Raw genomic sequence first — 19,631 nt, 5'->3', positions numbered from 1 at the left:
GGATGTGTGTATTTGTACAAGAAGGTTATGAGGTCAAGATGTATGAAGATTATTTGAAGAATAATGAATGGAGGAGAAGATTGTTATTTTCATCTTTATTAATGTTATTAATTTTAATTTAAATGTAATTTTTTTAGTAAAAAATAAACAAATTTATCTTTTGGTAGTGTTTTTTGGTTTTTAATAAATTAAAATTTAGAATTTTATTTGGTTTATGATGGTCTTTAGCTGTAAAAATTAAGATAGGAATAGATTTTTTTATATAACTAATAGAGTGGTGAAATAACATATAAATATGAATTTATCTATATCGTTGGGATTCAATTGTAAAATTATGTTATTTTTTCACTATTAAATGATTTTTGTATTAAATTTTTTATTAATTTGACAAAAAAATTAATAACTTTTTTAATAACTATGAAAAACAACACCTATTTTGGTAGGGAGCACATCTTTAGATGGCTTCTACTATGTTGGCTTTTGGTACCTTGGGTACTGCAAGCACAAGCTCGAATTACATGGACCGCTCAGGTCGGATGCCAGGAATTCCGTGGCGAAAAAGATGATCAGGTTCCAGACAATGGAGTCGCCTTTTCCTACATCAATTCATCCCAATGTCTGCGTGTCTGTGAGGCATCAGCTGTCACCTATGAGGTGCAGGGACCTAATGTTTTTGGTGTACAATGGACGGTTTCCGGAGGAACGGTAACTACTTCCGGGCCTGCGAATACCATAGCCAATGTAGGCTGGGGATCAGCAGGTAACGGATCTCTGCAGGCTGTCATCACGTACAATGATGGAACTGTTGAAACTCAGACTATCTGTATTGTGAAGATCAACAGACCGATCGCAAAATTTGAATTGATGAATTTGGGCGATACGGTATGTAAAAATACGACGATCTATTTTGATAATCTTTCCGAACAGAACGGAGGGTCTGATATCATCAATTACTTCTGGGATTTTGGCGATGGTACAACTTCCACAGCTTTTGAACCATCTCATTTGTATGCTAATCCTGGAAATTATACAATTCAATTGACCGTAACCAACAAGTGCGGCTGTCAGGATAAAATTAAAAAACAGATTAAGGTATTAAAAGCAGATCCTGTACAGATCAACTGTGCCTCCGTAGTATGCGAAGGAAGTACTGAAAAATACAATGCACAGGATGGATGTAACAAAGGACAGTGGAAAGTTATTGGTGGAACAATTGTTAACACTAACGGTAACGAAATTGAAGTGGTTTGGGATCAGGTAGATCCGCTTGATGGCTTCGGATATGTAATGTATATGTCTGATTGTGCCTGTCCTGAGTGGACTACGATCAAAATTCCTGTAGTTTTAAAGAATGCAAAAGTTAAAGGGCAGGAAGTGATATGTACCGGCAGACAGTACACATATTCAATTCCTCAATGGCCTACAACGAGCGTTCAATGGAATGTATCAGGTCCTGCAGGAGGTCAGCTGACAAATACCCAGCAGAGAAATGAAGTTGTTTTCTCAGCAAGTCAGCCAGGTACTTATCACCTTACAGCTAATTATTTCAATACTTTATTGACTTGTGAAGGGCAGGCATCTATTGATATTATAGTAGAGGCGCCGGTAGTGATAAGCGGAGGTGTAGATGAAATATGTGCAGGAACAAGCCAAGGATTTACAGCCTCGCCTAATATCCCTGTTATCTGGAAAGTAACAACAGGAAGTTCTACTTATACTTCTCCTGTAATGACAGGAATATTTAACTACAACTTTGCGGCAGCAGGAACTTATACTGTTACAGCTACCAAGCAAGGTGGAGGTTGTGAAAGTAATGCAAGAATTATTAAGGTATTACCAATTCCACAGGCTCCTAACGGAACAATCTCTGGAGAAACAAAAGTATGCCCTGGAAAACCTTACGTTTATACCATCAGCTCAGTTGACTCGGGAATGGTACCGGTTTGGAGTGTTACCAACGGAACTATTCAGGGAAGTAATGCAGGTCCTTCTGTAACGGTTATATTTAACGCTGGCACTACATCATATACAGTGTCTGCACAGAATAAATCCATCAGCAGTGCAGCATGTCTTTCGGCTCCAAAATCGTTCAATGTAACGAAACTGGATCTTAGCACGATTGTTATTAATCCGAATTCAGGGCCTTTCTGTCCGAGCAGCACTCAAAATTTCAGTGCCAATCTGAATGGAATTGTTCCGGATTTTATGGAATGGTCATTTGCGAGTTCTAACTTCGGAAGTGTTATTGGAGGACAGGGTACAGCTAATATTACGGTAAATTTCAACGAAATTTCTTCAACGAGTACTACTGATTTGGTTTTAAAAGTAGTGAAATGTGGAGTGACGAAGATTATCACTATGCCGGTATCTTTAATTACCCTTCCGGTAGTGAGCTTTACAAATGTTGGCGGAATTTGTTTAGGATCAAACCTTACTTTCACGGTAAATCAGGGAACCATCACTTCAGCTACGAATGTGACTTTCACCTTTCCTGGGGGAACGTATACTACAGCCTTCAACCCTGCCGGAATTTACAGTTTCCCGAATAACGGATATATCCAGAACAATTCAGGAAATAATATTTCTCAAACGGTTACTGTAACTTATACAGGTACGAACGGATGTAATTATAAGCCGACGGCAAGTGCTAACTTTATTGTATATCCTGAAACCATTATTACAGTTTCTCCGGTGTATAATATTGCGGTTTGTGATCCTACAACAATGACACCGTATACGCTTACGGCTAATAGTTCTACCGGACTTACGAATATTATTTCATGGCAGTGGTATAAAAATAATGCGCAGATAATAGGGGCAACCACCAATTCATACACGATATCAGGTGCCGGTGCTTTTGGAACTTATAGAATACAGGCTGTAGATATTAACGGCTGTGTGGTTTCTTCTCAGAATATTAATGTGACTCAGTCTTGTCCGAGCAGTGGAAGCTGTACAACAGACCCTCAGATTAACTTCGTTCCGGCATGGTCAGCTTGTAATAACATTACAGTTTCAGGTTTAACTTATAATGGAGTTCCGGATGAAATCCAATGGTTGTCAGATACTGTACTTACTTTAGTTTCCGGTCAGGGAACAGCTTCACCGGTATATCAGACTAATCTTGCAGGAGCACACATCGTTTTTGTACGTCTGAGATACGGTTCATGCTGGTACAGTAAAGGAGTAGAGGTAAGAAAGAACTATGAACCTAAATTCAATATCAGTACAGTGTGCAGCGGAAACGGATATAATGTAACGTTGTTCAACACTTCTACTATATTTGAAATCAATCCGGGGTCTATTACGTATACATTTACTTCACCGGGACAGCCTACTCAAACAGGGCAGTCGGCTACTTATAACCTGGCACCAGGTACGTATACATTTACCATGACAGTGTCTGCACCAGGGAAACCAACGTGTACCACTACGAAGACTATTACATTAGCTCCGATTCCTAATACGGACTTCCTGGTTCCGGCCTGGTTATGTGCACGTTCGCCTATTACGTTCAGTCCAATAACATATGTTTCAGGAAATACATATACCTGGATCTTTGATGGTACATCTTATGTTACAACAGGGCCGGATGCTACAATAACATATAATACGGCAGGAACAAAAACAATTCAGCTGAAAATTAAAACACCTATGGGATGTGAATATACTTCTGCTGTCATTGGTGTAAATGTGAAAGAGGCTACTCTTGACGGTGATATAGCGCCTCCTGTTCTTGTTGCGTGTATGGGAAGTGCTCCTAATATCGTATTTACCAGTACGCTTGGATCTCCAAGTCAGTATATCTGGATGAATGGTTCTCAACCTGTGTCAGGAGCACCAAGTTCTCCTGTGTTCACTCCAACACAATCTGGTAACTACTGGCCGGTGCTTGTATCATCAGATGGATGTAGAACAAGTGTTATGAGCACAAAAGCAATACCTGTAACACTTAAAAACCCTCCATATGTTAACATATCCGGAACGGCTAATATCTGCGAAGGATCTTCAACAGTACTTACCGGTATTGTAACGGATAATACATTGGAATATCAATGGAAAAAAGGAAATTCGGTAGTCGTACCATGGACTTCATCTCCTTATCCGATTGCTTTGAGCACAGGACCATTAGCTGCAGGTACCTACATTTATACGCTGGAAGTAAGAACACCAGGTGCATCAGGATGTACAAGCAGTAAAAGCTTTACAGTTACCGTAAATAGCCCACCGGCACCAATTTCGGTAACATACAATATGGCAAATTGTCAGCCTTATGAGGTTGTGCTGACTGCATCTGGACCGTCTGCAGGAGTTTATAACTGGAGCAACGGAATGACAGGTCAGTCTATTACTGTAAATGAAGGTGGTGCTTATCAGGTTATTTACACTGCACCAAGCGGTTGTAAAGTAGTAGGCAACACGCAGGTTCCATTAAGTCTTGAGAGTCTGATGTGGGTGTTCCCAACAGGATGCTATGATCAATGTCTTAGAAAGAATTATATTATAGGACCTAAAGGAATCTTCGATCATCATGAGTGGCAGTTGTTTGGAAATAATATCCAGAGCGGAAACAATGATTTCATCTATCCGTTATATATTAGTACTCCTGGAACTTATCAGCTTCAGATCGATCATTTAGGATGTCAGTTTACTTCCGGAACCATGAATTACTATCCAGGTAAAGAATGTGGATTCGAAACAGAATGTAAGCTGGAAGCGAGTATTAAAGACATGAAATGGGTTGGAGATCACTATAATGTTTATGGTGTAATCTACAATGGCGGAAGCCAGCCTATAAGTCTTACGGTTTCAAGTCTTAATGGTTTTGGAGTTTATATTCCATCCATTATTACTATTCCTGCAGGCGGGGTATATGATATGAACGCTAATCCATTGGCATTCTATCCAAACTCAAGCTTCCAGGGTACTGATGAGATCTTATTCTCAAATGAAACCTGTAAGTTTACTACCAAAGCGGTAGATCCTAACTGGATGGGTATGAGAAGTGCAGGAAGAAGTGTGATTGCTGCTTCGGTTTCTTCTCTGAAAATGATACCAAATCCTGCTAAGGAAAAAGTGAAAATCTCGTATAATACAGGTAATGAAAAATTACTGGCAAAACAGGTTACGGTTTTTGATGCCATGGGCAATGTCAAATTCCGTAAGGAACTGAAAGCGGCTTCCGGAGAGGTTGACGTGGAAGTTACCAGCTGGTTGCAGGGTGTTTACATTGTTATTGTACAAACGGGCGACACATCATTACAAGGAAAACTAATTAAAAATTAGTAGCTTATCAAGCAGTGTTCTCTTCGGAGAGCACTGTTTTTTTATAGTATGTGATAATTAAATGAACTTTTATGATACAACTAAAAAACAAACTTTGGGGACTGCTTCTGATATTACCAGGATTATCTTTTAGCCAGACTTACCAATGGCAATGGGGAAAACAGGCAGGAGGATTAACAGGTTCTGCTGATCCGGGGTTTCATTATGTATTTGATGAATCAATAAGGGATATTGTAGTAGATAACAACAATAACACTTACTATCTTGCAACAATGCGCGAACAGGGACAAAATCTAAATGGTACTTCTGTAACCAATTACGGTCTGAGTGATCTTTTTCTGTTCTCTGCTGATTGTGAAGGAAATATAAGATGGTCCAGACCAATAGGGGGATCGGGAGACGGAGAAAATGCCTGGCATATTAAAGTAGATAATAACGGGGGATTATATGTGATGGCTACCATTTATAATAATTCTTATGTAGGAGATCCAAATGCTGTTCCTGTACATTTCGATGATACCCATACATTACCGTTGTATACCCATTATGACCAAACAATAGATCCTGCCCACAAAGCAGCCTTTCTGTTGAAATATAATACTTCTGACGGTACACTGGCATGGAGCAAGCCTTTGCAGGGAGACGTTAATTATTCATCCCGTATGTGTGACGTTCAGATGATGTACATGGATTCTTCCAAAAACATCCATGCTGTGATGGGATTCAGAGCGGGAACCCATTTAAATGGTTTGATTACAGTACCTTCATCCTTTACATCAACCTATCAGTATTATGCCGTGAAGTTCAATTATGATAATGGTAATATGACACCGGCAGTTCCCTTGCTTTTGCCTATTACAGGAGATGCGATAAATGCAGTGGGAAGAGAGGGAAAGGTTAATGTAGTATACGATGAAAGTTTGAACCGCTATTATCTTGCCGGTAAAAGGATGGATCCCGGATTCAGTAATCTGGTTGATCTTTCCTACAATAATGTTCCGTTTACGAAAGCAGCGTATGTGCTGGCTTTTGATGGTACAACCGGAACTGAGGTATGGAGAAAAGAACTTAATAATGGTACAACAAGTACTGATGATGAAATTCATTCTATTGTAAAAGACCCGGTTACTTCAGATGTTTATATTTCAGGACGTTATTTTAATGGAATAACAGTGCCTGCAACCTTCGGAAGTTATACTTTTCCTCTGAGAAGTTATGTGGAAGCCGTTCCGTTTGTCATGAAGATGAATGCGTCAGGTACAGTACAATGGGCAAGAACTCCGGATAGTATGTCTGGTCTTCAGTTTGGTTATCGTTTTACCAAAGGAACAATTGCCATTAATGGAAACGAAATTGCTTTTGCCAAAGGAAGCTGGTCTGATGTCTGGGGAAGCTATGCAATGGTGCGCCCTGATGGAGATAGATCGGATCCTTTATTGGTAAGACTTAACAAAGATACCGGAGATGTTTTGGGAACGGGAGAGATTCACAGTAACTTTTATGTGATAGATGAATTTACAGCAGTGGCTGCAGATAAAGATGGCAATTATGTGGTGGGAGGCTTTTTTCATGACCAATTGTTTACAGATACCAATGATAATGTCAATACAATGGCTGTCAATGTATCAGGAGGGAAATCTCAGTCTTTTTTTACAAAATTTGCTAAATCAGCATGCAGCCAGATGTCAGTAGAAGAAACAGCTGTTCAGGCAGGAATACAATTATATCCGAATCCTGTTCAGGATGTACTTACAATCAGAAGTAAAGAACCTTTGGTTTCTTATGAAATCTTTGGTGCAACAGGACAACTGGTAAAACAGGGAACTTTGAATTTGATGCAGGAACAGGTAGTATTATCTTCTCTTCAGACAGGAGTATATTATATTAAACTTAAAACCAAATCTTCTACAGTAACAGAAAAGATATTGAAGAAGTAAAAAAAATAAAACTGAAAATTAATAACCTTATATATAAAACAGTGTTCTCCAAAAGGGGGCGCTGTTTTTTATTGGATACTCTTAATTGAAAAAATAAACTTGTTCGTTATTTTACAATTTTTTGTCTGTCAGAATAATTTGCTTTGTATAAAAAAATAAAATGAAAAAGTTACTTATTCTAAGCTTGTTATTAATACTTACTTCCTGGTGTAATGCCCAGACTAAAGATCTTATGAAAACGGTAAGAAAGACTATTGAAGCCAGTAATGCAATCTATGCCGATCTGGCTAACAAAAATGACGGATCTATTCTGACCAGATATACAGATGATGCCTGTCTGTTTCCTTCCAATACAACACCGGTTTGCGGAAGAGAAAAGTTACTCAATTTCTTTAAAAATGGACCTAAGGTTCAGGTCAAGTTTACGATTCAAAACCTGTATGGAGATGGTAAAACCTCAGTCACTGAAGAAAGTTATTACGAAATGACAGATGTAGAAGGTAAAAAACTGGATGACGGAAAAGTAATAGTGATCTGGAAGAATACAAAAGAGGGTTGGAAAATGCACCGCGACATGTTCAGCAGTAATCATCCTGCAAAATAGAATTAAAAACCAATATTGACAGCCTGCTGAAGATCCATATCATTTTTAATCAGTGACTGTCTGGAGACAGAAGGAGTGATGCCTGTAAACTTTTTAAACTCTTTGATAAAATGGGCCTGGTCATAATACCCGCAGTCATAAGCTATAGTGGTAAGTGATTCCGGGGTGTTGAGAACCATTTGCAGGCTTTTGTTAAATCTGATGACAGCAGCAAAAGCTGAGGGGCTTATTCCAACATTCGTAAGATAAAGCTTTTGAATATATCTTTCCGATAACCCTGAAGCCTGTGCCAAAGCCGGCAGGTCCAATGTATGATGATTCATTAAAAACTGTTGGCTGAGTGCCTGAACCATGATAGCTTTCTTTACCCGGTTTTCATTTTTTTTCAACTGTTGAAGAAAGTATGCTTCCAAAATATTGATTTTTTTATAAAGACTATCAGCAAACATGATGCGGTCATATAAATCTGTGCTTCCTCTTTTTGCTACATCATACATATCAGTAGCGTAGTTCGTGAATTCCGACAAAGGATCAGAAAAGAATAAAGTACCGGCATACGGATAGATCCTTGCTATCAGCACCGAAGTTCCCTGTGCAACAGTAAGCCTGGTAGGAAGTGTGAGGTGTCCCAGAAGCTCTATATCCGGAGTATCCTTTCTTTTTCCATTAATAATAGTAGCTGCAGCACCACCGGAAATATTAATGATCAGATCTATATATCCGCTGGGATAAAAAACTTCATCCCTGAGATCATTATCAATGGTAACAACGGTATAACTCTTTATGTAAGGTGCTAAGCTGGCGGAAGGTAAAATTTGCATAGCTGGTAATGGGTGTTAATTCATTGACAGATAGTTTCTTCGAAGTTAGGAATAAATATAATATGAATAGAAAAGAAGAATGTCAAATAAAAACTTCCATATTAAAAGTACATCTGATTTTTGTAATGACGATTTAAATAACCTATTCCGTATTTTTGTAGCCAGTAAGCAATTAAACCGCTTATTTCAAAAAATGGGTAATATATTTTCTGACAATCAGCAAATAGAGGTGGTATCTTCTTTCTCTGAACTTGTAAATACCAGTTTTCAAGGAATGATGAATGCAATTTACTGGCATCGGAATTTAGTTGGAAATTTTAAAGAAATCGTTTCTCAACTTCAGTTAAATGAAGATGTAACAGTAATTTCCGCTCAGGATCTTTTAGCATTACAATTATCAGAAGAAGGAGATATGGCAAGAAAAATGATCTTAAATGATTTACAGTTATTAAATGATTTTGGCGCTTCTCCGGTTCTTAATTTGCTTAAATGTTATGAACGGGATGAAGAACTCGGTTTCATTTCAACAGATGTATATTCATATCATGTAGATCGTTCACCTATCGGAACAGATACTTTTTTATGTACCTACCATGGAACTGCAAGTGATATCATTCCCAATGATCATGTGGAACAGAAAATTTTGATTCCTGAAATCCGGGAACAGCTCAAAAAACTACACGATGGCCCCGAAGAAGAATTTGAAGACTTCCTCAGAGAATATTTCTTTGATCTTCATTATCAGCCTAAACCCAATGCAGAACCAGTAAATTTAGGGAAAGGTCATCTTTGGAGAATCGCTGTAGATCATCCGGAACAGCAGGCGCTGCCATGTGTTCATAGAGCTCCTGTAGAAAACGATGGTGAATATCGGTTGCTGTTGATTTGCTGATATATTAGATGCTGAAATAATAAGTAAGATGTTCTTTTACTCTTGCCCTATAGCTTTTAGTTGCATTAAATAATCTTTACCTTCAATATTCCCGACTGCAAATTCGTGTTCCAGCAGCTTAAGTCTTTCAGTCTTGGTATAAGGACGATCATAGATTTTGTTCAAAATATCATTTTCATTAACGTTGGGGTTCAGAAGATGTTTTAGATCACGGTAAGCACAATAATATCTGATTCCTAATAATCTTTGTGAATGCGCATTGAAATGAACACCATCAGGATTAGCCGTAAGCCCTTTTGCGGAAACAAAATAACAGTTTTCATTAGATTGCGCAAAGTCCTCAAGTTCCCGGTTGACGAAAGAATAGTGCATGAAATACTGACCAAATAATCCGTTGGGTAAATAATCTCCTAATCCGCCAATGATAAGCGGGGCTTCGGGAATATTGAGTTCCTGGCGTAAAGCATTAATAATCTTAGAGAATTTTTCCTGATATTGTTCTGCCTTTTCAGAAGAGCAGTCACTTTCACCCTGATGCCATAAGATTCCTTTAATCTCACTTGTTCGCTGGGCAAGTCTGGCCTGTGATAGGGCATTCTCAAACAGAGCACTCCCTACAGCCCAGTCATCAAGGCTGGTTCCTCCATCAGCACATGGAATTAATCCAATTTCATCTTGTTGATGATCTTTTCTCCAGGAAGCTGCAAATGATGAAGCGAGCCCTACACCTGAGCTCGGGCGGTCAAAATTAATTGGTTCTGACATAATCTGCCATAAGCCGTTTCTCAACATTTTAATATGTTCATCAAAAATAGGCGGAACTTCTTTCGCGTAGCCACGTCCGGCCATATTGGACTGGCCTATCATTAAAAAAGAATGTATCATTTTGTTTATTTAATACTAAGCCTATGCTTCTGCTGAATGAATTCCAGGCTAATTTTTTTACTTCATTAGGAGCAATATCTCCCGATCTGTATGCGGTGATAGTTGCTGTGATAACACTGGTGAACAGAATTCTTATCCACGTTAATGGCAGTGTACTGTCTATCAATTGTTCTTTCTGCAACGTTACTATTGCACTGAATATATTGCTTCTTGCTTTTAAATAATCCTTACTTATTTCAGTTGTATAAGCAGGCTCCACTTCGTTCAGCTTAATTAAAAAGGCATACTTCGTTCCGCTGTCAATACCAGCATATAATAAATTTTCCAGTTGTATCAGGGGATTGGTAGAACTGTTGCAGGCTTTAATGGCCGTCTCTTCCCAGGCTTTCATCATATTTGCATTGCAGGCTTCCAATAATTCGTTTCGGTTTTTAAAGTATCGGTGCAATGTCCTGCGGTTAAGATTACAGTTTACTGCGATCTCTTCAAATGTTGCCGAAAAATTCTCATTGAACACAGATATTGCTGTGTCAATAATTTTTTGTTGTGTATTCATTATTTTTTCAATGCCTCAAATATAAGGTAAATGTCTCAAAATTGAGACATTTAATTCTAAAAATACCTATAGATTTAAAAAGGCATGGCATATTAAATCTACAGTTATTAAATAAATATAGGCAGATATCAGGAAGTGTTTCACATTTACTAATTGTCCATTTACGATCCGGCTCAGAACTTTCAATTTTACATTATTAAAAAAAATCAGAATAGATATATCATAAAAATAACAACTTAAAATCTAAATAAAATGAAAAAAATTATCTTATTGCTAACTTTTTTGCTGGTCTGTCATAATCAATTAATGGCACAAATAATTATTGGCCCCGTAGAGACTTATAAAGTCACCTTTACCAGACATGATGATTATATTCCGGGAAATATTGCGTACGCCAATACTACTCTTACACTTGAAATAAAAACCGGGGTTTCTGCTCCGCAATTTAATTCATTTATTCCTAATAGTATAACTTCTAAAGACTATGCTTTTCCTTCATTTACTACTTCATCTCAGGTTACATATGTTAAAGCAAAGTTTAATGATCCGGTAAGTCCAGAATTGGCTAGTGGATACTATCCGCTTTCAACTGTAGTGGGAAGTCATACAACCATTTCAGATCCTAATCTGATTGCATATCAGCCAACCTATTCAGGGTATGGATATGGAGTAGATATTTATTGCAATGCGCCAAACCAGTATACCATCAGGGTTACCAAGTTTTTATGCTATACATGTACTCGTCCTACGGTTTCTAAAAATGGAAATCTCCAAAGTGATAATACAGTATTGGTACCCAATCCAAGCATGGGATTCTCTGAGCTTTACTATACGGCAGCGGATAAAGAAACAATTTCAATCAATGTTGTTGATATCAATGGTAAAGTAGTTAGATCATACACTACAGATATAGAAGTCGGATTAAACAAATTACCTATTGATCTCAAAAATTCTTTGGGAGGTACCTATGTTATTCAGTGGAAATCCAGCATCGGTAAAAATGGAACTTTAAAATTAATAAAGAATGAGTAGTTACTAATTACTATTTAGTTTTCAACTCCTGCGCTTTGCAGGAGTTTTTTTTGATGTTTATTTTACGATAATCTTCTCTGTTTTTTATCTTATTTTAAAAATTATATATAAAATAATTGGTTCGATTGGGGCAATAAATTTTTTTGTAAAAATCTGAACAAAGATGTGAAAATAATCTATATGGCGACCAGCACCATCTTAAGCTAAATGCTTACCTTGACCAAATGGCGAATGCTTTGGATAATTATGAAGTAAGAATAGCTTGTTATCTGAGTTTGCCATTTTTTGTGTTTCTCGGAGACAAACTGTTATTGTAGAAATGATTTAGAAGTAGAAACCATAGTAAAATCCATAACACCTCTCGGAGGAATGTTAAAGGTAGTGGGGCAAACAAAAATAGTTAGACCACGAAAAACCGCCTATGTAGGAGATTTTATTTTTCTTTATTATTTCAAATTGCATCTAGTTTTATCACAAAATAATGTTCGATTGTTTTTTGAGCTTTTCTGCACATTGTTAAAAGATCATTTCTGGATGTCTTCTCGAAATTAAAATCATCCTCAGTTTTAACAATATATTCAGTTACGATTTCAATATTCATTATATTGATTTCTGTTATATCGCTTTTCAGCCTTTGTTCTTCTTTGAAGAAAGGTATTTTGTGAAAAATAGAATTGTTAAACTTAAAAAGATGTATTGTTTTCACTACAAGAATATTTAATATGATGAAAATTTTTGAGATCTATTTAATAAGTTTATCTTTCATTTTTCTATTGATCCATTTTTTGGATAGAGTATGCTCTGACGGCAATGCGTACATGCCTCCTGAAAGTATATATAGTAAGCTGTTCCAAAAATTATTTTTTCTATAGAATTCATGACTGTAGTTAGTTAATACTTTTAAGTATTCGTGTTCATATTTCTTTGCTTCCTGTAATGTGTAATTTTTCGGAATATCTTTAATAATATCCATAGTGGTTTGGTTAAAGATTTTAGGCGAATATTTTTCTATAAAGTCAGATTCAAGCCTGCACATACCAATAAGTGGAATGAATAAAGAAAAAATTTCATCATAAAAGTTACAAATACCTGTTTTCCATGATAACCTTTCTTCTTCCGGTAAAATTTGGATAGCCAAATGGATGAGTTTTTTATGGCTTGCTTCCAGCTCATCTGTATAGGTTTTGTTTTGCTTCCAGAATATGAGTGAATTGATTTTATTTCTTTTAATAATATTCTCCAATAAATATTCAAACTGTATTCTAATGTATTTTATACTGTCGCTTAGATCTTCTAAAACAGACTGCCACAGATTATGCTGGCTTAAACTGCAATGAGTACTAAATACCAATCTTGATTTGTTATTGAGAATCTGTAATTCCTTTAACATGCGAAGAACTTCCTTCGTGTCTCTTTCTAAGGTGATGTTGGTATTTCTGATGTAAAATAAAGAAACAAATTGTGAGTAATAGGCCCTTCTTGAAATATTTTTTTTATTTCTGAGTCCCAATTTGTTCTTTGGATGATTAGTCAGCTTTTTCATTGGGAGTTATTGTATATTATTTTTTTTGATGTCCCTTTTTCAAAGGATTTTTGCTGTCTTATAAGGGAAATAAGATATTGTCTTAAATCTCTGATCGTAATATTTTTCTCTGCAAAAGAAAAAAATAATGGAGTTTCGTCTAAAAGGTCATACAGTTCAGGAAATTCTTTTTGAATCTCAACTGTTTTTTTTAATATCTTTTTTGTTAAAACTGATATAGTATCTACATTATTCATAGCCGCTTTTTATTATTGTTACGATCATCTTAAAGCGTTTATTTCCTTTTATCGAATGAGATATATGGCCAGGAATAATTATGCATTCACCTTCTTCCATAAAATAAGTAGCTCCGTCTATAATAATTTCTGCTTTACCTTCAATAATTTGTGCAACAGTGTCAAAAGGAGAAATCTTTTCAGATAACCCTTCTTTGTCATCAAAAGATAAAACACTGATATTGCCGGTCAGTTTTTCCATTATTTTTTTGCTGACTACAGAATTTGGAATGTAATCTACAATCTGGCTGGTAATATATACTTTCGATTTTTCAAGTTCTCTATGATTCATCACATTGGGTTTAAACATAAAAAGAGTAGATGGTATTGTAAATAAAAGGGACAGAACTGTCTAATATTCCATCCCTTTTCCAGTAAAACTTTTGATAAATATATCTTTTCATTGGCTTTAGCTGTCCTTGAAAACAATTTATGAAAGATTGATTTCTTTGATAATATTGAGAACTTCTTCACGGTTTTTTCTTAATCTGTTTCCGATTCTTTCCAGCATTTCCTTTTCTTTACCTTCTTCAAATTTCAGATCGTGATCCGTTAATGTTGAGAATTTTTCTTTCAATTGTTTTGACTGTTCAATCCAGTCTCCAGGAGTTTTGAAAAATTTGTCGCCTTTGTTGTGGTTTGTGTCCATAAGGTGGATTTTAGTGTAACTTCATTGCTACAGTACAAAGTTGGGTATTTAATAATCTATTGTATTACAGATTGTTTCTTTTATGTTGCAGATATCACACTTTTACGAAATTTCGGATTGTTTTGAGCATCTGAAATCCGGTCGTTTATAAGCTGTAAAAAGTTGGTGACTCTGATGAAGTGACGAACATTATTGAGCCTTAGGAAATGATTACAAACTTAAAATATTACTATATAATTTCAAATAAGTGATTGATTATTCGTACCTTGCTGAATAACTACATTGAACTGATGATCTAGACTCTTAGTTCCGGCATATTCTCTTCTTTTCATCATTTAATATTTCCGGTATATCGTCATCTCTAGTCTGCTTCAAATCATTAATAAAACTGTTTTGAAAAGGAAAATATAAATCTATTGAATTTTTCCAAAAGACCATTCAACTGTAAAAAATATTAGTGTTTTTATGAATATTAAAAAATATTTATGGATGTGGACTTTTTTAGTTCCTATCTTGGCGTGGCTTTCGTATGTTGGAAATTCTGTTTTTTCTTCAGGGTATTATTCTGTGATTCTTACTTTATTTCTGATAGGAAGTGTTTTGGCTGCAGTGTATCATTCCGAAGTTATTGCCCATCGTTTGGGGGAGCCATTCGGAACTTTACTTCTGGCATTTGCCATCACGGTCATAGAAGTAGGACTTATTATTTCTATCATGATGGGAGCAAAAGGTTTAGAAACCATTACCCTTGCCAGAGATACGGTTTTTGCAGCAGTGATGATAATCCTTACCGGAATTATTGGGAGCTGTATTGTCATAGGTTCATTAAGATACAGAGAACAGAGCTTTACATTGCAGGGGGTAAGTACGGCACTCATTACGCTTACCTCCGTGATTATTTTTGTGCTTATTCTGCCTAATTATACGATAAGTCATCTCGGAGGCGAATATACATCCTTTCAATTGCTTTTTATTGCCTTGATTTCTTTAGGGCTTTATCTCGGATTTACTATGATCCAGACGTTTAGACACCGAAGCTTTTTTATTTCTCCGCAAAATAAACTATCCAAAAATGAGCCTGTACAAAGTAGTCATGAAATGATTTCCCGAAAACAATTGTATATCAGTTGTATATTATTAATTTTATCCCTGGGAATAGTCGTTTTTCTGGCAAAGCTTCTTTCAAAGGATGTTGAGCATATAGTTGTTTCAGTGGGTGCTCCAAGATCTCTTGTAGGTATCATTATTGCTGGTATTGTTCTCCTTCCTGAAGGTCTGGCTGCGTTTAGGGCTGCAAAAAGTGATGAAATTCAAACTTCATTAAATCTGGCTTTTGGTTCTGCTTTAGCAAGTATAGGGCTGAGTATTCCTGCCATTGCCATTATATCTGTAATGACTGGTATACGAATGACATTGGGAATAGATATCAAATCAACAATACTTTTAGGGCTGTCGCTTTTTATTATTACTGTTTCACTGGCAACGGGTAGAACCAATATTATGCAGGGAATTGTACTGATTGCGATCTTTTTAATTTACCTTTTTATTACTATAGTTCCATAAAGCACCGAGTAATTAAGGGTTGTTATTTTGGAAAACAGAGTCTTGCCATTAGATAGCTTACTGTTGATTCCGCTCCCTGATTGAGATTAACGTTTTTCTCTTCAAGGCCGTCATAACATCCACCTGTTGCAGGGTTATAAATAATCTGATGTAAGTGATTTTTTCCTAAAAACCAACTAAAAGCATTCCTCATCATCTGCAGGTATTTTTCATCCTTAAAAACCTTATAGAATGTAGATAAGGCCAGTATGGTATAAGCAACATCAATAGGCTGTTCACCACCAATTGATTCATGGCTTTTAACCGTTTCTTTCTGAAGCCATCCTTTGTTGGATATTACTTTGATGCCTCCTTTAATAAATATTTTCGAAAGCAAAAATTTGAATGATTCATTAGCAACTTGCTTATACATTTCGTCTTTGGTCGTAATCCATGCATACAATAAAGCCTCAGGGAGAACACTGTTTCCATAGGTAAGATAGCTTTCAAACCAATGCCAGTCTCTGTGTTTTTCATGCTGATACATTTTTACCAGTCGATTGGCCAGTTTTTTCAATAATGGAATATTGTTTTCAGAGTTTTGATAATGCAATCCTTTTATGATAAAAGCCATTGCTCGGGTAGAATGGATGTTCTCAATAGGTGAAAGACTTTTTTCAATGATAGACTCTGCTTCATCTGAAAACTGTTGCGGTAAGATTGTTTTTATTGAAAGAAGATACCCTAGTGCCCAGATAGCTCTTCCATTGGAATCTTCAAGATTGGTCTCATAATTCTGCTGTATAAATTCCTTATGTTGGTTTATATAATTGAGGAAGCTTCCATCCGGCTGCTGGCAAAACTTAATAAGCCTTAGATAAGTTAAGATTAAATCAAGGTCAGATTCATCTCTGCTCAGTTCATAATGTCTGCAGGCTACAATCATAGCACGGGCATTATCGTCCAAAGTATACCCGGAATTGATATCAGGTTTGTTGATTTTAGAAAACTGGATCATTCCAAAATCTGTTGTCATATTTTTGATATGGCTAAGATTGATGATGGGGAATGTATAATGTAATATCATGTTGTCTTTGCTGTATTGTTGAAATAATAGGGCGTGTGAAATAGATGAATTCTCCCAGGCTGTGGGAGCCATTTTTTCCAAACTATTTGAACGTAATTTTTCCTGTGTGTTTTCATTTTTCAGTAATGTATTCACAGCAGTAGCGAGTTGTTTCGGAGTTTCAAAATCAATAATAATTCCCAGATCTTCATTTAATACTTCTAGGGCATGTGGAATAGGAGTAGAAACAATAGGACATCCACAACTAATAGCATAGGAAAAGGTGCCACTCACCGCCTGGTGTCTGTCTTTTGAAGTGAAAAGATAGATATTGGTAAGCTGAAGATATTCTAACAACTCATCTAAAGGCAGATATTGATTGATAAAGTAAGTATGCTTTTCCAAATGGAGTCTTTTAATTGTGTCCTGCAAAAAATCACGGTATTTTTCACCTTCATACTTAATGACACCAGGGTGCGTTTTTCCAATAATCAAAAATATTACATCCGGATTTTGAGCAATGATTTCAGGTAGAGCTTCTAAAGTGGTTTCAATATTTTTACCAGAACCTAATAAGCCAAATGTTGAAAGTACCTTTTTATCTTTAAATCCGTATTTCGTTTTCAGTGAAATTTTATCGATAAATGGTAACAGGTGAGTACCATGGGGGATTACTTTAATTTTATCAGATGGAATATCATAATCAGTAGAAAGGATGTCCGCAGAAATACCTGTCATCACAATAATAGATTTGCAGAAACTGCTGATTTCTTTTACTTTTTCTTTTAACTCCCAGTCCGGTTTTGGCAAAACGGTGTGAAAAGTAATGATGACGTCTTTCTCTAAGTTTTGAAGAAAAAGCAGCAATCCGTTTTTGGCCTCAGTGAAAAATCCAAACTCATGCTGAAGCATAACCAGTTGAATCCTTTCATTTTTGTTGATTTTATCAGCCAGCTCCAAATAAGAAATAGCATCGGATGTATTTAAGCGATATTCAGGATTTTCTTCATATAGATGATGCTCCTCTTCAGTTTCCATTGGACAGATGATTATGTTAAATGATTCATTGAACTTGATCTGAAGAGATTTTACTAAATCCTGACAATAAGTTGCAATACCACACACCTTTGGAGGAAAAGTACTTATAAAGATAATTTCTGGTTTATGATTAATTGTGTTTTTTCTATTTTGGACAGATCGTCTTTTTGTCTTTTCCTCCACGTCTGATTTTATATTTTTATTCATGTTGATATCTATTTTAAAGTATGATATTCTCTATAGAATAGTCAGTTATGATGTATACTGTAGTAATTCCTTCAGTAATTCCGGGATATTTAAAGAAGCAACAGCAATTCTTTTATCTGCAGCTCCGTAGTAAATATGGAGTGTATCTCCTTCTGCAATGGCTCCGGTAGGAAAACAGACATTGTTCACTTCTCCCTTCTGTTCCCATTCTTCTTCGGGTTTGAAAAGAGGGTAAGGAAGCCTTGAAATTTCTTTTTCGGGAGTATTAAGATCCAGTAAAGCAGCACATGCACTGTAAACATATCCTTCAATAGTATCATGTACGCCATGGTATATCAAAAGCCACCCATGCTCGGTTTCTATAGGGGGACATCCTCCGCCAATGTAGCTTACTTCATGCTCATACAGGGGAGATAATATAATATGATCTTTAAAGTGAAGGAAATAATCTTTCCAGAAATCAGGATTCAGATCTTCAATGTTTTTTATACCTACAATTTGAATATCGGGTCTTATGCGATGAAGAAAATAAAGCTTACCGTTAATCCTTCTTGGGAAAAATATCACATTTTTATCCCACAGGAAGACATCTTTATCCTTTGTAAGAGTAGGGGGGAGTTTGTTGAAACGTCTGTACTTTTCTGCTATTTCACCTTGGGATTCTGATAAAAATCTAAACTTGTTGTATGGAATTTTGGGAACAATTATGCCCTTTTTTTGCCATGACGTAAGATCCTCCGATACAGCAAGTGTTCCCAGTGCATTAATCCCGTCATAACTGGTATAGGTAAGATAAAACAAATGATCGATTTTTACGATTCTTGGATCTTCAACACCATGTTTTTCGTATTCAAACTCGGGGATGATAACCGGCTTGCTCAACCGGGTTTCTATTGTCTTATAATCTGATAGTATACAGTATCCGATACTGGAGAAATTATTCTTTGCAAGAGCCCTGTAAAATAAATGTATTTTTCCGTTATCCTTAACAACTGCGGGGTTTAAAACACCTTCACTCTCAAAGTCTAAAGTCGTTTTTCTGAGTATAATTCCGTCTTTTTTCAGGGATACCATTTAGTTGCCGGTATTTTGGGCTTCGTTTTCCCTGTCTCTTCGTTTATTCATTTTTTCCTCCCGTTTCTCTTTTGCGGATTTTGCGGGTGGAGTTTTATCTGACTTCTTTTTTCCGTCTTTTTCTTTTGACATTGTGAAATATTTTTTGTTACCTGTAAATTTCAATCATTAAAAAAGGAAAGCTTTGCAATTGTCTTTCAATTTGTTGTATAAATCATAGATAT

At 36.2% G+C, this 19,631-nt stretch carries 16 protein-coding genes; 6 read left to right on the top strand and 10 right to left on the bottom strand.

From position 1 onward, the window contains the following. Positions 1–417: 417 nt before the first annotated feature. The 3 genes from KYG33_RS07995 to KYG33_RS07985 all read left to right on the top strand — a co-directional run bounded on the left by KYG33_RS07995 (position 418) and on the right by KYG33_RS07985 (position 7,827). Positions 418–5,286 (top strand): PKD domain-containing protein, encoded by a 4,869-nt coding sequence (locus KYG33_RS07995; protein ID WP_219073031.1) that lies wholly within the window; start codon positions 418–420, stop codon positions 5,284–5,286. A 71-nt stretch (positions 5,287–5,357) separates the two neighbouring features. Beyond that, complete coding sequence (locus KYG33_RS07990; protein ID WP_219073030.1) at positions 5,358–7,223, top strand: T9SS type A sorting domain-containing protein; 1,866 nt, start codon at positions 5,358–5,360, stop codon at positions 7,221–7,223. Between the two features lie 160 nt (positions 7,224–7,383). Then, complete coding sequence (locus tag KYG33_RS07985) at positions 7,384–7,827, top strand: YybH family protein (protein WP_077418547.1); 444 nt, start codon at positions 7,384–7,386, stop codon at positions 7,825–7,827. A 2-nt stretch (positions 7,828–7,829) separates the two neighbouring features. On the opposite strand, the gene KYG33_RS07980 is transcribed toward KYG33_RS07985, so the two are convergent. Beyond that, on the bottom strand, positions 7,830–8,648 hold the full coding sequence (locus KYG33_RS07980) for a helix-turn-helix transcriptional regulator (RefSeq protein WP_219073029.1): 819 nt from the start codon (positions 8,646–8,648) through the stop codon (positions 7,830–7,832). A 193-nt stretch (positions 8,649–8,841) separates the two neighbouring features. Between KYG33_RS07980 and KYG33_RS07975 the strand changes: the two genes are divergently transcribed. Then, on the top strand, positions 8,842–9,540 hold the full coding sequence (locus KYG33_RS07975; RefSeq protein WP_219073028.1) for a DUF1826 domain-containing protein: 699 nt from the start codon (positions 8,842–8,844) through the stop codon (positions 9,538–9,540). 36 nt (positions 9,541–9,576) lie between these two features. Here KYG33_RS07975 and KYG33_RS07970 read toward each other — a convergent pair whose 3' ends face one another. Continuing rightward, on the bottom strand, positions 9,577–10,425 hold the full coding sequence (locus KYG33_RS07970) for a sialate O-acetylesterase (protein WP_219073027.1): 849 nt from the start codon (positions 10,423–10,425) through the stop codon (positions 9,577–9,579). Further along, positions 10,346–10,981 carry a TetR/AcrR family transcriptional regulator gene (locus KYG33_RS07965; protein WP_219073026.1) on the bottom strand — a complete coding sequence of 212 codons (636 nt, stop codon included), beginning with the start codon at positions 10,979–10,981 and terminating at the stop codon, positions 10,346–10,348. Before KYG33_RS07965 ends, KYG33_RS07970 begins: the two co-directional genes overlap by 80 nt. Before the next feature lie 252 nt (positions 10,982–11,233). On the opposite strand from KYG33_RS07965, the gene KYG33_RS07960 reads away from it, so the two are divergent. After that, entirely contained in the window at positions 11,234–12,013 is a 780-nt protein-coding gene (locus KYG33_RS07960; RefSeq protein WP_219073025.1) for a T9SS type A sorting domain-containing protein, read from the top strand. 742 nt (positions 12,014–12,755) lie between these two features. On the opposite strand, the gene KYG33_RS07955 is transcribed toward KYG33_RS07960, so the two are convergent. The 4 genes from KYG33_RS07955 to KYG33_RS07940 all read right to left on the bottom strand — a co-directional run bounded on the left by KYG33_RS07955 (position 12,756) and on the right by KYG33_RS07940 (position 14,480). Continuing rightward, positions 12,756–13,556: a hypothetical protein gene (locus KYG33_RS07955; protein WP_219073024.1), complete on the bottom strand. Its 801-nt coding sequence runs from the start codon at positions 13,554–13,556 to the stop codon at positions 12,756–12,758. Next, positions 13,553–13,792 carry a hypothetical protein gene (locus KYG33_RS07950; RefSeq protein ID WP_180565347.1) on the bottom strand — a complete coding sequence of 80 codons (240 nt, stop codon included), beginning with the start codon at positions 13,790–13,792 and terminating at the stop codon, positions 13,553–13,555. Before KYG33_RS07950 ends, KYG33_RS07955 begins: the two co-directional genes overlap by 4 nt. After that, positions 13,785–14,123 carry a cupin domain-containing protein gene (locus KYG33_RS07945; RefSeq protein WP_180565348.1) on the bottom strand — a complete coding sequence of 113 codons (339 nt, stop codon included), beginning with the start codon at positions 14,121–14,123 and terminating at the stop codon, positions 13,785–13,787. The genes KYG33_RS07950 and KYG33_RS07945 overlap by 8 nt, the downstream gene beginning before the upstream one ends. A 138-nt stretch (positions 14,124–14,261) precedes the next feature. After that, positions 14,262–14,480, bottom strand: a complete 219-nt coding sequence (locus tag KYG33_RS07940) for a hypothetical protein (protein ID WP_077415531.1) — start codon at positions 14,478–14,480, stop codon at positions 14,262–14,264. 465 nt (positions 14,481–14,945) lie between these two features. Between KYG33_RS07940 and KYG33_RS07935 the strand changes: the two genes are divergently transcribed. Beyond that, positions 14,946–16,043, top strand: coding sequence for a calcium:proton antiporter (locus KYG33_RS07935; protein ID WP_077415529.1), 1,098 nt, complete (start codon positions 14,946–14,948; stop codon positions 16,041–16,043). A gap of 22 nt (positions 16,044–16,065) precedes the next feature. Here KYG33_RS07935 and KYG33_RS07930 read toward each other — a convergent pair whose 3' ends face one another. The 3 genes from KYG33_RS07930 to KYG33_RS22475 are packed head-to-tail and all read right to left on the bottom strand — an operon-like array spanning position 16,066 to position 19,539. Beyond that, the gene (locus KYG33_RS07930; protein ID WP_410493596.1) at positions 16,066–18,333 is read right to left on the bottom strand and encodes a glycosyltransferase; all 2,268 of its coding nucleotides are present in this window, start codon (positions 18,331–18,333) and stop codon (positions 16,066–16,068) included. A gap of 45 nt (positions 18,334–18,378) precedes the next feature. After that, on the bottom strand, positions 18,379–19,407 hold the full coding sequence (locus tag KYG33_RS07925; RefSeq protein WP_077415526.1) for a pesticidal protein Cry7Aa: 1,029 nt from the start codon (positions 19,405–19,407) through the stop codon (positions 18,379–18,381). Then, positions 19,408–19,539: a hypothetical protein gene (locus KYG33_RS22475; RefSeq protein WP_257468955.1), complete on the bottom strand. Its 132-nt coding sequence runs from the start codon at positions 19,537–19,539 to the stop codon at positions 19,408–19,410. It abuts the gene before it with no gap. Positions 19,540–19,631: the final 92 nt, after the last annotated feature.

Source organism: Chryseobacterium sp. D764 (genome assembly GCF_019317325.1).
Classification (GTDB): Bacteria; Bacteroidota; Bacteroidia; order Flavobacteriales; family Weeksellaceae; genus Chryseobacterium.
The sequence above is the reverse complement of the archived record's forward strand: the minus strand, read 5'-3'. Positions and strand labels throughout refer to the sequence as shown.